This window comes from Citricoccus sp. GCM10030269, assembly GCF_042665635.1.
Lineage (GTDB): Bacteria > Actinomycetota > Actinomycetes > Actinomycetales > Micrococcaceae > Citricoccus.
This window is the reverse complement of record NZ_JBHTCV010000001.1, coordinates 18,850-33,283: the sequence shown is the minus strand read 5'-3', so window position 1 is coordinate 33,283 and position 14,434 is coordinate 18,850. Positions and strand designations below refer to the sequence as shown.

Annotated in this window: 11 protein-coding genes; all 11 read left to right on the top strand. The window is 66.5% G+C overall.

Annotated features, from left to right (window positions below):
* Positions 1 to 46: 46 nt before the first annotated feature.
* The 11 genes from ACFQQD_RS00150 to dapC all read left to right on the top strand — a co-directional run bounded on the left by ACFQQD_RS00150 (position 47) and on the right by dapC (position 14,311).
* Positions 47 to 1,558, top strand: a complete 1,512-nt coding sequence (locus tag ACFQQD_RS00150; protein ID WP_378084958.1) for a phytoene desaturase family protein — start codon at positions 47 to 49, stop codon at positions 1,556 to 1,558.
* A gap of 9 nt (positions 1,559 to 1,567) precedes the next feature.
* Positions 1,568 to 2,275: a hypothetical protein gene (locus ACFQQD_RS00145; protein WP_378084956.1), complete on the top strand. Its 708-nt coding sequence runs from the start codon at positions 1,568 to 1,570 to the stop codon at positions 2,273 to 2,275.
* Positions 2,272 to 3,204 carry a hypothetical protein gene (locus ACFQQD_RS00140; RefSeq protein ID WP_378084954.1) on the top strand — a complete coding sequence of 311 codons (933 nt, stop codon included), beginning with the start codon at positions 2,272 to 2,274 and terminating at the stop codon, positions 3,202 to 3,204. The genes ACFQQD_RS00145 and ACFQQD_RS00140 overlap by 4 nt, the downstream gene beginning before the upstream one ends.
* Before the next feature lie 369 nt (positions 3,205 to 3,573).
* Positions 3,574 to 5,403 carry an ABC transporter family substrate-binding protein gene (locus tag ACFQQD_RS00135; protein WP_378084952.1) on the top strand — a complete coding sequence of 610 codons (1,830 nt, stop codon included), beginning with the start codon at positions 3,574 to 3,576 and terminating at the stop codon, positions 5,401 to 5,403.
* A 208-nt stretch (positions 5,404 to 5,611) separates the two neighbouring features.
* On the top strand, positions 5,612 to 7,129 hold the full coding sequence (locus tag ACFQQD_RS00130; protein WP_378084950.1) for an ABC transporter permease: 1,518 nt from the start codon (positions 5,612 to 5,614) through the stop codon (positions 7,127 to 7,129).
* 65 nt (positions 7,130 to 7,194) lie between these two features.
* Entirely contained in the window at positions 7,195 to 8,361 is a 1,167-nt protein-coding gene (locus ACFQQD_RS00125) for an ABC transporter permease (protein WP_378086056.1), read from the top strand.
* Entirely contained in the window at positions 8,358 to 10,178 is a 1,821-nt protein-coding gene (locus ACFQQD_RS00120; protein WP_378084948.1) for an ABC transporter ATP-binding protein, read from the top strand. Before ACFQQD_RS00125 ends, ACFQQD_RS00120 begins: the two co-directional genes overlap by 4 nt.
* Positions 10,179 to 10,340: 162 nt before the next feature.
* Positions 10,341 to 12,248: a translational GTPase TypA gene (typA, locus tag ACFQQD_RS00115; protein ID WP_378084946.1), complete on the top strand. Its 1,908-nt coding sequence runs from the start codon at positions 10,341 to 10,343 to the stop codon at positions 12,246 to 12,248.
* Positions 12,235 to 12,726, top strand: coding sequence for a hypothetical protein (locus ACFQQD_RS00110; RefSeq protein WP_378084944.1), 492 nt, complete (start codon positions 12,235 to 12,237; stop codon positions 12,724 to 12,726). Before typA ends, ACFQQD_RS00110 begins: the two co-directional genes overlap by 14 nt.
* Positions 12,727 to 12,801: 75 nt before the next feature.
* Entirely contained in the window at positions 12,802 to 13,134 is a 333-nt protein-coding gene (gene fdxA, locus ACFQQD_RS00105) for a ferredoxin (RefSeq protein WP_378084942.1), read from the top strand.
* A gap of 25 nt (positions 13,135 to 13,159) precedes the next feature.
* Positions 13,160 to 14,311 (top strand): succinyldiaminopimelate transaminase, encoded by a 1,152-nt coding sequence (gene dapC / locus ACFQQD_RS00100; protein ID WP_378084940.1) that lies wholly within the window; start codon positions 13,160 to 13,162, stop codon positions 14,309 to 14,311.
* Positions 14,312 to 14,434 lie beyond the last annotated feature (123 nt).

Here is a 14,434-nt window from a genome sequence, read left to right as displayed (position 1 = left end):
CCCTGCAGGGTATGCACAGGATCTTCTAAGGACGGATACAGGCTCAATGTCGAACCACGCTATGGACCGCTTCTCCGGCGGACAGGACCACCGCACTCCGCCGACAGACGGCGACGCCGGCCGACGCGCCGTCGTCGTGGGCTCCGGACCCAACGGCCTCACGGCCGCGGCGGTACTGGCCCGGGCCGGCTGGGACGTCGACGTCCACGAGCGGAATGCCGCCTACGGCGGGGCGTCGGCTTCCTCGGACGTCCTGGGGCCGGGGACGATCGTGGATCTCGGAGCCGCCGGTCATGCCTTCGGCGTCGCCAGCCCGATCTTCCGCGATCTCGAACTGACTCGATACGGGCTGGAATGGCTGCAGCCGGACCTGCCGATGGCGCATCCGCTGGAGGGACAGCCCGCTGCGCTCTTGCACCGCTCTGTGCAGGAGACGATGGCGGGCCTGGGCCGAGATGGGGTGGCGTGGAAGGCGCTGCACGCACCCTTGGTGGACCATATCGACGCCCACCTGGAGAACATCCTGGGCCCGTCCCTGCTGCGGTGGCCCCCGCATCTGGTGAGCATGGTCCGATTCGGCGTTCGTGCCCTGTGGTCCGCGGGTGCCACCGGCCGGGCCCTCTTCCGGGAAGAACCGGCCCGGGCCCTTTTCGCCGGATCGTCGACCCACGCGATCCTGCCGCCGTCGCACGTGCTGACCTCCGCTTTCGGCCTCATCTTCGGCGCCTTGGGCATGACCCGTGGCTGGCCGGTGGCCCGGGGCGGCTCGCAGGGCATCGCCGACGCGCTGGTGGCGGTGCTGAGGGCCCACGGAGGCCGAGTGCATCTCCAGCACGAGGTCACGGACCTCCGGGAATTCGAGGACGCCGATGCCGTCTTGCTGGATCTGACACCTCGCCAGCTACTCGCTCTGGACGGCACCGACCTCAGCAGTCGCTACTCCGCGCATTTGAGGCGCTGGAAGTACGGCACGGCGGCGTCCAAGGTGGACTACCTGCTGGATGGCCCGGTGCCGTGGACCGATGCGCGGGTCGCCGGCGCCGGCACCGTGCATGTCGCCGGCACGCTGGCCGAACTCGAGCATGCCGAGCGCGAAGCCCAGGCTGGACGGCTGCCGGATCGGCCCTTCGTCATGGTGTGTCAGCAACAGTCGGCCGACGCCAGCCGGGCCACTGGGGAAGCGGCCGGCAAGACCGTGCTCTGGACCTACGCGCACGTCCCCGGCGGGTGCGACGTCCCCGTCGAGGACCTCATCGAGTCTCAGATCGAACGGTTCGCCCCCGGATTCCGCGACCGCATCGTGCATCGGGTGGCCACTCCGCCGTCGGCCTTGGAGTCCTGGAACCCGAACGTCGTCGCCGGGGATGTGGCCGGCGGGTCGATGGGTGGCCTGCAGCAGGTCCTGCGCCCGGCGCCCGTTCTCAGTCCTCACCGCACGTCCGCACCCGGTCTGTATCTGGCCTCGTCCTCCACTCCGCCCGGCGGGGGAGTGCATGGGATGGCCGGCCTCCATGCCGCACGTGCTGCTATGGCCGACGCCGCCGCCTCGCGACGCTGAGGAAGAATCATGACTCTGTTCACGACCGTCGACGTCTCCCGCCATCGCCCTGACTCTGTGTGCGCGGCTGAACTGCGCGCCACCGAACGTGACCTCTGGTCCCTCGCGGTCGGGACCGCCTTCGCAGTAGTCCTGCTGTCACCGGTGCGCCACTATTTCGGCGGCCATTGCGGTGAGCGGCAGGGCGGCAAGGACCGAAAAGACCAGGACCGGAAAGACCAGGACCGGAAAGAGCAGAACCGCCGCAAGTTCGCGAAGGACTCGTTCCCGCTGTCCACCTACCCGATGTTCTCGGAGGATCGGAAGGACCGTGTGCGGGTCCCGCACGTGGCCGGTTTCACCGCCGAGGGGGAGCGGATCGTCCCGCACTACAGCCATTTCGGGGCCGGCGGCCTGAACCAGGTCCGCAAGCAGATCGCGCGCATGGTCCGTCAGGGCCGTGGGGCGGAGATTGCCCAGCGCTATGCCGATTCCCTGGCCGAGCAGCACGGGCGACATCGGCGCCGGGAAGCGGACATCGTTCGCGTCGAGGTGGTGCGCTCGCGGTATGTCTTCGACACGTACTTCGGCGGCAACGTCGTCCCGCAGACGGAGACGGTCCATGCCCGAGCCGAGGTCGGCGGCACCGCCGTGGCCGTGTCCGCCATCCGGTCCGACGTCACGCAGGAAAGTGAACTGGAAGGTGAACAGGATGTTGAACAGGAGGCCGCACGATGAGTGTCGGCGACCCTGGTGTCCCGTTCGGTTTTCCGTCCTTCCACTCGCCGGTGTTTCAGCATGTGGTCGACCTGCTCCGGCCGGCGGCGCAGCCTTTGCGTCCTGCCGTGCTGAGGGTGGCCACCGGTGTGTTCTCCGCCGCGCACAACTTCAAACGACGGTCCATGTTCCAGAAGCTGCACGCCCAGGATGCCTCCCAGTTCAGCCCTGTGGGGGTGGTCAAGGTCCTGAGCAAGCCGTTGCCTCCGCGGTGGGCGGACGCGATCTTCGACGCGACACAGATCGTCAACATCGCGGCCACCTTCGGTGTGGGACACCGGGTGACGGGACCACTCAACGCTGTGCTGCAGTGCTGGACCATCAGCTACCGGAACTCCTGGACCATGCTGCTGCACAACGACAACATGCTGACCCTGCACCAGATGATCCTCGGCTCGACCCAGTCCGCCGATGCCCTCAGTGTGGATGCGCTGCTGAGAGAGGGCACGCTGTTCCCTCAGCGCTATGGCCGCGAGTATGGGGCCGTCCCGACCGCGATGAACGTGGCCACGGCAGCGGTGTACTTCATCTCCGGAGTGGCCAAAGTACGCGGTCCGCTCGGGGTGAAATGGGCCGGGGGAGACGTCCTTCGAGGACAGATCGCCGTGGACGGGATACGTAAAGAGCTCTTCGGCTCCACCAGGCCGGCAGCCGGGACGGCGCTGTACCAGCAGAAGGGACTGTTCACGCTCCTGGCCGTCGGATCTCTGGCCGTGGAGCTCGGCGCCCCACTGTCCCTGTTCCACCGCCGAGGGGGTCAGCTGTTCGCCCTCGCCGCCTGGGGGATGCACGTGGGGATCAGAATCATCATGGGAATCAGGTTCAAGTACAACCTCTCCGGGGTTTCCTACCTGCCGTATTTCCCTGTCGGGCCCCAGTTGCCCCGCTGAGCACACCCATCGGCCCTGTTCAATCTCCGCCGGCCTACACCGACCTTTGCGGGCGTCGTGATATGAAACACCCCTTTCGAGAGTGGCGTTCATCATGGGGTGCTTGTTGCGTAACGGCCCGGAAACACGCGGTTTTCTGCGGACGTTGGGAAAGTTACGGCCTGGTAACGATTGCCCGATCCGCCCACTATTCAATGTTGCTTTCGCATGTTGCGCGGCTATTCTCTTGCAGACCTTGTGGTGTTGCTCACCCTGCGGCCGTGATCCGGAGTCTCGGATCACGGCTTCTTTCGGACCGACCCTCCCACCCCTTTCGGGTCGGATCGGGAGCACACCATCACTCGCACCTGTTTGAATGGAGACGCTTTGATGAAGTACACAAAGCTTTCTGCCGCTGCTGCCCTTCTGGCCAGCTCGGCACTCGTCATGACCGCCTGCGCGCCGGGCGGCCCGGCCGAGGAGAATGAATCCGGCAACGCCTCCGAAGGCGGCAACGGTGAGACGATCACCGGTGAGGCCGGCCAGAAGCTCACGGCCGAACCGGCGGACACCGGACTGGCCGACCTCGGAGACATCGAGACGCAGGACGGATCGATCTCCTACTCCGTGGGCGAGGACGAGTTCATCTCCTACAACTCCATGACCCCGGAGACCTACTCCACGTACAACTCGGCGGTCACCGAGCGCATCATCTCTCAGTTCGCCTACTTCGGCACCGACGGAGAGATCTACCAAAACGAGGAGTACGGCACCTACGAGAAGATCTCCGATGATCCGCTGCAGGTGAAGTACACCCTGAACGAGGACGCCGTCTGGTCCGATGGCACCCCGGTCACGGCCGCCGACTACATCCTCAAGTGGGCCGCCGAGAACCCCCGCATCACCAACGCCGACGGTGATCCGCTGTTCAACGCCATCTCGCAGGAATACGGCAGCCGTGTTCCGGAAGCGCCCGAGGGCGAGGCCGATGGCAAGGAATTCACCATCACCTTCGACGAGCCCTACGCCGACTGGCCGATCCTGCTGGACACCGCCCAGCCCGCCCACGTGGTCGCCGAACAGTCCGGCATGGGCATGGATGAGATGATCGAGGCCATCCGCAACGAGGACTCCGAGGCCCTGGCTCCGGCCGCGGAGTTCTGGAACACCGGCTGGAACACTTCTCCGGGCACGCTGCCGGACGAGGAGATCGCCCCCTCGAACGGCCCGTACAAGTTCAAGAGCTGGGAGCCGGGCCAGTCCATCACACTGGAAGCCAACGATCAGTACTGGGGCACGCCGCCGGCCACCCAGGAGCTGGTCATCCGCTTCGCCGCAGCTGATACTCACGTGCAAGCCTTGGAGAACGGTGACCTCGACGTCGTCGAACCGCAGGCAACCGTGGACACGCTTGAGCAGTTGAAGGGCCTCGGCGACCAGGTCGTCGTCCAGCAGGGTTCCCAGCTGACGTGGGAACACTTGGACTTCAACTTCATGGACGGCTCCCTGTTCGCGGACAGCCCGGAGCTGCGCGAGGCCTTCGCCCTGTGTGTGCCGCGCCAGCAGATCGTGGACAACCTGATCAAGCCGCTGGACCCCGAGGCCACCGTCTTGAACGCGCGCGAGGTTTTCCCGTTCCAGGACAGCTACCAGGAGGTCGTGGAGGCCTCCTATGACGGCCGGTACGACGAGGTGGATCTGGACCGCGCCTCGCAGCTGGTCGAGGAGTCCGGCGCGGACGACCTGACCGTGCGCATCGGCTACAGCTCCCCGAACCCGCGTCGCTCCGAGACCGTGTCCATGATCAAGTCGTCGTGTGATGAGGCGGGCTTCGATGTCGTTGACGCCGGCCACGCCGACTTCTTCGGCGTGGTGCAGCCTCAGGGTGACTGGGAAGTCGCGCTGTTCGCCTGGGCCGGATCCGGACAGATCGCCTCCGGGCGCAACATCTACCACTCGGACGGTCCGCAGAACTACGGCGAGTTCTCCAGCGAGGACGTCGACGCCGCCTGGGACACCCTGGCCAGCTCGGTCGATCCCGAGGTGCACGCCGAACAGACGAAGAAGATCGAGAAGCTGCTGTGGGACGAACTGTTCGGCATCCCGCTGTACACCCACCCCGGCGTGGTAGCGCACTCGGCTGACATCGCCAACGTCCGCCAGACCTCTACCCAGAGTGGCGCCGTCTGGAACGCGCAGCAGTGGCTCCGCGCCGAGTAATCGACTGAAACGATCAGTTCCCTGATCATCTGGCGCTGAGCCGCCACCACCGTTGGGGCCCGACCGCATTCGGCCGGGCCCCAGCGGTGTTCTACCGGACTGAGTGGTTACTCTCCGGTACGATCGGTCGATGCATCGGCCGGTGGAACCGGCCGGCGTGATCAGGGTGACGTCATCGACCCCACGGTACGGAAGGCAACGTTCTGTTGTGCTGAAATTCATCCTCCGCCGCTTCGGCAGCTCGTTTCTGGTGCTCCTCGGCGCCTCGCTGTTGCTGTACGTCCTCACCATCAACTCGGGCGACCCCCTGAGTGACCTGCGGGAGTCCAATGCGGACAACCGCGAGTTCCTCATCGAACAGCGCGTCAACTTCATGGGCCTGGACCAGCCGTGGTACGTGCGGTATTGGACCTGGCTGACCGGCGTCGGCAAATGCGTCATCGGCCAGTGTGACCTGGGCACCAACCGCTCCGGCCAATCGGTACTCGATCTGCTGGGCCTGGCCGCCTCGTCCACCCTGCGACTCGTGGTGTTGGCCACGGTGCTCGCCATGATCGTGGGCATCGCCATCGGCATCCTCACCGCCATCCGGCAGTACTCCGGGCTGGACTACGTGGTGACGTTCTTCACGTTCATGTTCTTCTCGCTGCCGGTGTTCTGGGCCGCCGTGCTGCTGAAGGAGTACCTGGCCATCGGGTTCAACGACTGGATCGCGGATCCTACGTACGCCTGGCCCACGGTGATCGCGATCGGCCTGGTGCTCGGTGTGGCGTTGCAGGCGGTCCTCGGGGGAAATCCACGACGCCGGCTGTTCACCTTCCTCGGTGCCTTCATCTTCGTCTGCATCGCTCTGCCGTACCTGGACTGGCTGAACTTCGCACGCTTCCCCCAGCTGGGGCCCATCGCCCTGACCCTGGTGGGCGCGGCCGCCGCCGTCGGCGCCACCGCACTGGGCGTCGGCCTGCAGAACCGACGGGTGCTCTACTCCGGCCTCATCACGGCCGGACTCGGCCTGGTGGCCTACTACGCCACCTACAGCCTGCTGTGGGACCCGAATTGGCTGATCCTGTTCGTTATGGCCGTCGTAGCGATCGGCGTGGCCGTCGCCGTCGGGCGTCTGACGGGGGGATACTCCAAAGGCGCTGCCACCATCGTCTCGGTGTTCACCACGCTGGTCATGGGCGGGTTGATCATCGTCGAACACCTGTTCCGGGCCTGGCCGAGCTACCTGGCCGAGGTCGGCCGGCCCATCGCGACCATCGGTTCTCAGACGCCGAACTTCACCGGCACCTTCTGGGAGGACTTCCTGGACAAGGGCACCCAGCTGTTGTTGCCCACGATTCTGCTGGCCCTGATCTCCCTGGCGACGTATTCGCGCTACACGCGTGCCTCCATGCTCGAGGTCAGCCAGCAGGACTACATCCGCACCGCCCGGGCCAAGGGGCTGAACGAACGGCAGGTCATCCTCAAGCACGCCTTCCGCAACTCGCTCATTCCGATCACCACGATCATGGCGTTCGACTTCGCCAGCCTGATCGGCGGCGCGGTCATCACCGAGCAGGTCTTCGGTTGGAAGGGTATGGGCGAGTTGTTCCGCACGGGACTCACGCAAGTGGACCCCGCACCGGTGATGGCCTTCTTCCTGGTCACCGGCACGGCCGCCGTGCTGTTCAACCTGCTGGCGGACATTCTGTATGCCGTCCTTGACCCCCGGATTCGAGTGTGAGCGAGATGAGCAACGAGAACGGGGCCGCCCGCACGGGCAACGGCCCCACACAGCAGGCCGTGGACATGGCCAACCTGGCCGAGGTGGAAGACGCCAAGCTGCGGCAGCAGACCGGAAAGTCCTACAGCCAGGGCCAACTGGTGATGCGGCGCTTCCGCAACCACAAAGCAGCCATGATCTCGGCCGCCTTCCTGGCGCTGGTCTTCATTCTGGCCTTCAGCTCGATCGGCTATGCCGGCATCCCGGGCTGGTGGGACAAGGACTACACAGCCGCCGGTTCCGTGGTCGACGGCGGCGTTCCGACCTTGTCGATCGTGCCGCAGTGGCTGGGCGGCGAGGGACTGCGCTGGGGAGAGTATCCCTTCGGGCAGGAGTCCACTGGTAAGGACTATTTCGCGCTGGTGATGCGCGGCACGCAGCAGTCGTTGATCATCGCCCTGGTGGTGGGCCTCGTTTCCACCGTCATCGGCTCCGTGGTGGGTGCGCTGGCAGGGTACTTCCGGGGCTGGCTCGATTCAGTCCTGATGCGGATGACCGACCTCGTCATCGTCATTCCACTGCTGGTCCTGGCCGCCGTCCTGGGACAGATGTCCTCGGGGCTGGGCGCCGGCATCCTGCCACTCGCCCTGGTCCTGGGGCTGGTCACCTGGACCTCCCTGGCCCGACTGGTGCGCGGTGAGGTGTTGTCCCTGCGGGAGAAGGAATTCGTCTCTGCCGCGGTCGCGATGGGCGCCAAGCCTGGGCGCGTGATCCTGCGCCACCTGTTGCCGAACACCATCGGCGTCATCGTGGTCAACGCCACGTTCGCTATCGCCGCGGCCATTCTGCTGGAGACCTCGCTGTCCTTCCTAGGCTTCGGCGTGAAGGCGCCGGATTCCTCCCTCGGCCTCCTGATCAGTGACTATCAAAACGCCTTCACCACCCGTCCCTGGTTGTTCTGGTGGCCGGGCATGATGATCCTCGGCATCGCCCTCTCGGTGAACTTCATCGGTGACGGGCTGCGGGACGCCTTCGACCCGCGTCAGGGCTCCCGCGGCAAGAAGCGCGGGTTCCTGGGCTTCTCTGGCCGCTCCCGGGCCCTTGAGGCGGCCGTTGCCGGCTCCACCCGACCCGCTGGCAACACCATGGACGCTGGTCCAGAGGTTCCTGAAGGCGGCTCCCAGATCGGCGGCGCCAACCCGACGCAAGGACCGTCCGACCCCCGCGGTTCCGGAACGATTGGAAACCCATGAGCATCTTCGGACGTCAGAAGAAGACCCAGCAGCCCGACGGCGGCATCGCGCCCGAACGCCCGACACCGATCGGGCCGGTCACCGGGGCCATGGGACTCGTCCAGCGCCACCCGGACCGGGACGGCCAGCCGATCCTGTCCTTCGAGGACGTGTCCGTCCACTTCGACACCGAGTTCGGTGCCGTGCACGCCGTCAAGGGCGTCAGCTTCGACATCAAGCCGGGCGAAGTGGTGGCTCTCGTCGGGGAGTCGGGATCCGGCAAGTCCGTGACCTCGTCCACTGCCATGGGGTTGTTGCCGTCGAATGCCTATGTCACGGGCACCGTCAAGCTGGGGGACCGCGAGGTCACCGCCTTGGATTCGAATGGCTTGCGCGCCATCCGCGGCCGGTATGCCGCCATGGTGTTCCAGGAGCCGATGACCGCGCTGAACCCGGTGCTGACCGTCGGCGATCAGCTCACGGAGTCACTCAACGTGCACGGCATCGCCTTCGGCACGGACGCCGATCGCCGGGCGGCAGAGCTGTTGGACATGGTGGGCATTCCCGACGCGAAGAACCGGCTCAAGCAGTACCCGCACCAGTTCTCCGGCGGTCAGCGACAGCGCATCGTCATCGCCATGGCCATCAGCTGCTCGCCGGAGGTGATCATCGCCGACGAGCCCACTACGGCGCTCGACGTGACCGTTCAGGCGGAGATCCTCGAGCTGTTGCGGTCGCTGAAGGACCAGCTGAACACCGGCATCCTGCTGATCACCCACAACATGGGCGTCGTGGCGGACATGGCGGACCGGGTCTGCGTGATGCTGCGCGGCGAGCTGGTGGAATCCGGTGAGGTCCATCAGGTCATGCAGAATCCGCAGCATCCCTACACGGAGCGGCTGCTGGGTTCGGTGCCGCGGCTGGGAGCCCAGGTCACTGTCGACGCTGCGGAGGCTGACGACACCGGCGCCGGCCCCCTCGATGCTGCTGGCCCCTCTCAGCCCGCCTACGCGATCGAGGCACAAGGCCTGTGCATCGAGTACGACCACCGCGGTGCGAAGAAGCGCGTGGTCCACGGTGTTGACTTCTCCGTCGCGCCGGGGGAGATCCTCGGGCTGGTGGGCGAATCAGGGTCCGGCAAGTCCACGATCGCCAAGACCGTCCTCGGCCTGCTGCCCGTGGCCAAGGGCTCGCTGAAGATCCACGGGGAGGACCTGACCCGCATGGCCGGCCGGCAGGCACGAGCCCTGCGCAAGCGCATCGGAGTGGTGTTCCAGGACCCGGCGGCATCGCTGGATCCGCGGTTCCCCATCGGCGACATCATCACGGAACCGATGGTCATCCACCAGGTGGGCAACCGCGCATCCCGGCTGGACCGGGCCTACGAGCTGCTCGACGCGGTCAAGCTGCCGCGCTCGGTCGTCAATCGCTTTCCGCACGAGCTTTCCGGTGGCCAGCGCCAGCGCATCTCCATCGCCCGGGCGCTGACGCTGGATCCGGAGGTGCTCATCGCGGACGAGCCGACGTCGGCCCTCGACGTCTCGGTGCAGGCCGCGGTGCTGGACATGTTCGCCGAATTGCAGTCCCGGTACGAGTTCGCCTGTCTGTTCGTCTCGCACGACCTGGCCGTGGTGGACATGCTCGCCCACCGGGTGCTCGTGCTCAAGGACGGCCGGCAGGTCGAGCAGGGACCGACTCAGGACGTTCTGCATCACCCCACGCAGGAGTACACCAAGCGCCTCCTCGCCGCGGCACCGGTGCCGGATCCGGACGAGCAGCTCAGCAAGCGCACCGAACGTCGCCAGCTCCTGGAGTCGCTCGGCGAACGCCCGTACTGATCGTCACGTACAATCATTCGGGGCCGGTGTCGGTAATCGCCACACGGGCCCTCGCGGTGCGGGACCGTCGAGCCGCTGCTGAAAGTCGAGTGACACCGAGCTTCAGGGCGCCCGCCGAACTTCACCTCCGCCCCTGACACCATCCGACGAACAGGTCCCCCTATGACTGAAACCCTCACCCAGCGCACCGATCTCCGCAATGTCGCCATCGTGGCCCACGTTGACCACGGCAAGACCACCTTGGTGGACGCGATGCTGCGCCAGACGGGTGCCTTCTCCAGCCACGGTGACGTGGCGGACCGGGTGATGGACTCCGGAGACCTGGAGCGCGAGAAGGGCATCACCATCCTGGCCAAGAACACCACGGTGTTCTACTCCGGTCCCTCGGCCAACGGTGAGACCGTGACCCTCAACGTCATCGACACCCCCGGCCACGCCGACTTCGGTGGCGAGGTCGAGCGCGGGCTGTCCATGGTCGACGGCGTCGTGCTCCTCGTGGACGCCTCCGAGGGCCCCCTGCCCCAGACCCGGTTCGTGCTCCGCAAGGCCTTGGCGGCCAAGCTGCCCGTCATCCTCGTGGTCAACAAGACCGACCGCCCGGACGCCCGCATCGAGGGGGTCGTCTCGGACACCATGGATCTGTTGCTGGGCCTGGCCTCCGACCTGTCCGAAGAGGTCGACGACCTGGATCTGGACTCGGTGCTGAACCTGCCGGTCGTCTACGCCTCCGGGAAGGCCGGCAAAGCGTCCCTGGAACAGCCCGCCGACGGCGGTTTGCCGGACAGCGAGGACCTCGAGCCGTTGTTCTCCACGATTCTGGAGCACACCCCGCCCCCGACGTACACCGAGGGTGAAGTCCTGCAGGCGCACGTCACCAACCTGGACGCCTCGCCGTTCCTGGGCAGGCTGGCCTTGTTGCGCATCTTCAACGGCACGCTGAAGAAGGGCCAGCAGGTGGCCTGGGCTCGTCAGGACGGACAGCTGAAGAACGTCAAGATCACCGAGCTGCTCGGCACCAAGGGTCTGTCCCGCCAGCCGATCGAGCAGGCCGGGCCCGGCGAGATCGTGGCCGTGGCCGGCATCGAGGACATCATGATCGGTGAGACGCTCACCGATGCCGAGAACCCGAAGCCGTTGCCGTTGATCACCGTGGACGCTCCGGCGATCTCCATGACCATCGGCATCAACACCTCGCCGCTGGCCGGCCGGGTCAAGAACGCCAAGGTCACCGCGCGGCAGGTCAAGGACCGCCTCGATGCCGAGCTCATCGGCAACGTCTCCCTCAAGGTTCTGCCGACCGAGCGCCCTGACTCCTGGGAGGTCCAGGGCCGTGGCGAACTGGCCCTGGCCATCCTGGTGGAGCAGATGCGCCGCGAGGGTTTCGAACTGACCGTGGGCAAGCCCCAGGTCGTCACCAAGATGGTGGACGGCAAGGTCCACGAGCCGATGGAACTGATGACCATCGACAGTCCGGACGAGTTCATGGGCGCCATCACCCAGTTGATGGCCGCCCGCAAGGGCCGCATGACCGAGATGAAGAACCACGGCACCGGCTGGATCCGCATGGAGTTCAACGTCCCGGCCCGTGGGCTGATCGGCTTCCGCACCCAGTTCCTCACGGACACCCGTGGCGCCGGTATCGCCTCCTCCTACGCCAACGGCTTCGAGCCGTGGGCCGGTCCCATTGAATACCGCACCAACGGCTCGCTGGTCTCGGACCGTGCCGGCACGGCCACTCCGTTCGCCATGATCAACCTGCAGGAGCGTGGCACCTTCTTCATCCAGCCGGGCTCCGAGGTGTACGAGGGCATGATCGTCGGCGAGAACTCCCGCGCCGATGACATGGACGTCAACATCACCAAGGAGAAGAAGCTCACGAACATGCGAGCCTCGTCCTCCGACTCCTTCGAAGGCCTGACGCCGCCGAAGAAGCTGACGCTGGAGGAATCTCTCGAGTTCGCCCGCGAGGACGAGTGCGTGGAGATCACGCCCGAGGACATCCGCATCCGCAAGGTCATCCTGGACAGCAACGAACGCTCGAAGGCCGCCCGCGCTCGTGCCCGTTCCTGACGCTCCTCGGGCGTCCACGCCCGAGGCCGCGCGAGGCGCCGAGTCAGCGGCGCCGCCGGTTCGCGGACGACGCCGCTGGGCGCCGGTGGTGATCTCCGTGCTGTTGGGGGCCGCCGTCGGGATCCTGGGCACGGTGCTCCACCTGCACGTGGTGTGGGTGGGGCCCGTGGTGCTGCCGTGGGGCTCGGTGCTGGCATTGCTGCTGGTCGGATCGGCGCAGCTGTGGTGGAGCCTGAGGTCCTCGCTCGCCTGGACCGGGGGAGTCCTGGCGATCGCGGCGTTCACGACGGCGCTGGCGCTCGGCAATCTGACCGGCATGGAATCCTTCTCGGTGGCCCTCAACGAGTACACCCTGGAGGCAGTGCCCGGAGCAGCCATCGCCGGAGCCGTGTGGGCCTGGGGAATCCCCGTGGTGGCGGTGGTGACGATGCTGACGTCACACCGACTGAGCACCGTGACCACGGCTGGACGGGACTAGAATGGCCACGAAGCTCTCCGTGCCCGGACGCGTCCGGGCTCCATATCCGACCCGCTGGAAGGTGGACGGTCTCACGTGACGTACGTCATCGCCCTGCCGTGTGTAGACCTCAAGGACAAGGCCTGCATCGAGGAATGCCCGGTCGACTGCATCTACGAGGGCGAACGCTCTCTGTACATCCACCCGGATGAATGCGTCGACTGTGGTGCGTGTGAGCCAGTGTGTCCGGTCGAGGCGATCTACTACGAGGACGACGTCCCGGACGAGTGGGCTGACTACTACAAGGCCAATGTCGAGTTCTTCGATGACATCGGGTCTCCGGGCGGCGCCGCGAAGATGGGGCTGATCAACAAGGACCACCCCGTGATCTCGGCGTTGCCGCCGCAGCCTCAGCCCGAGAACCTCTGACGCCCGGACCGGACGACGAGACACTGTGCTGACCCTGCCCGAATACCCCTGGGAGTCCCTGACGCCCTATCGCCGGACCGCCGAGGCCCATCCCGAGGGGATCGCCGATCTGTCGATCGGCACGCCCGTGGATGACACCCCCGCGCTGATCCAAGAAGCATTGGCCGCCGCGGCCAATGCCCACGGTTATCCGACCACGCAGGGAACGCTCGCCCTGCGCCAGGCCATTGCCGCGTGGTTCGAGCGCCGCCGCGGAGTGCCGGGACTTGATCCGGCCACCATCTTCCCCACGGTGGGCTCGAAGGAGTTCATCGCCTGGCTGCCCCTCCTGCTCGGACTGGGGCCCGGCGATGTCATCGTGCGGCCCTCCGTGGCCTACCCGACCTATGACATCGGTGCGTTGCTCGTGGGGGCCACCGCGGTTGCTGCGGACTCGCTCGACGAGCTGGATGCCGAGACCCGTTCCCGGGTGAAACTCGTCTGGCTCAATTCCCCGGCCAACCCCACCGGCGAGGTGACCTCGGCGGCGCAACTGCGCGCCGTCGTCGGGCACGCTCGCGAGCTGGGGGCCGTGGTGGCCGGAGACGAATGCTACGCCGAGCTGGGGTGGGAGCAGTGGGACGACTCCGAGTACGGGACCCCCTGCCTGTTGTCACCGGAGGTCAGCGACGGCGACCACACCAACCTGCTCAGCGTGTACTCCCTGTCGAAGCAGTCCAACCTGGCCGGCTACCGTGCGGCCTTCGTGGCGGGCGACGCGGCGTTGACGGCCACCCTGGTGAACACGCGCAAGCATGCGGGCATGATCGTGCCGATGCCGGTCCAAGCGGCCATGACCGTGGCGCTGAACGATGACGCCCACGTGCGAGCGCAGAAGGCGCGGTATCGCGTCCGTCGTGCCCTGCTCAAGGACGCCCTGGAGGCCGCGGGGCTGGTCGTCGACCACTCCGAGGCCGGCCTGTACCTGTGGATCCGGGACGGCCGCCGTCCCGGGAGCGACGCACCGGCCACAGCTGAGGACAGCTGGGAGCTGATCGGCGAGTTGGCGGACCTGGGCATTCTGACTGGGCCGGGAACCTTTTACGGCGCCGCGGGCAACGGCTATGTCCGGGTGGCCATCACGGCCAGCGACGAGGCGGTCTCCCGGGCCGCCGACCGCCTGCGAACCTGGCGGTGACATCGCAGTACGGGCGTTAACGGCGTCACCGATTCCATGCCAGGGTCCGGCTCTTGATAGCGTTGGCGTGGATTGCATCACTGGCAGCACCACCGTGCGCCGTGGTCGGCACATTGATCAACT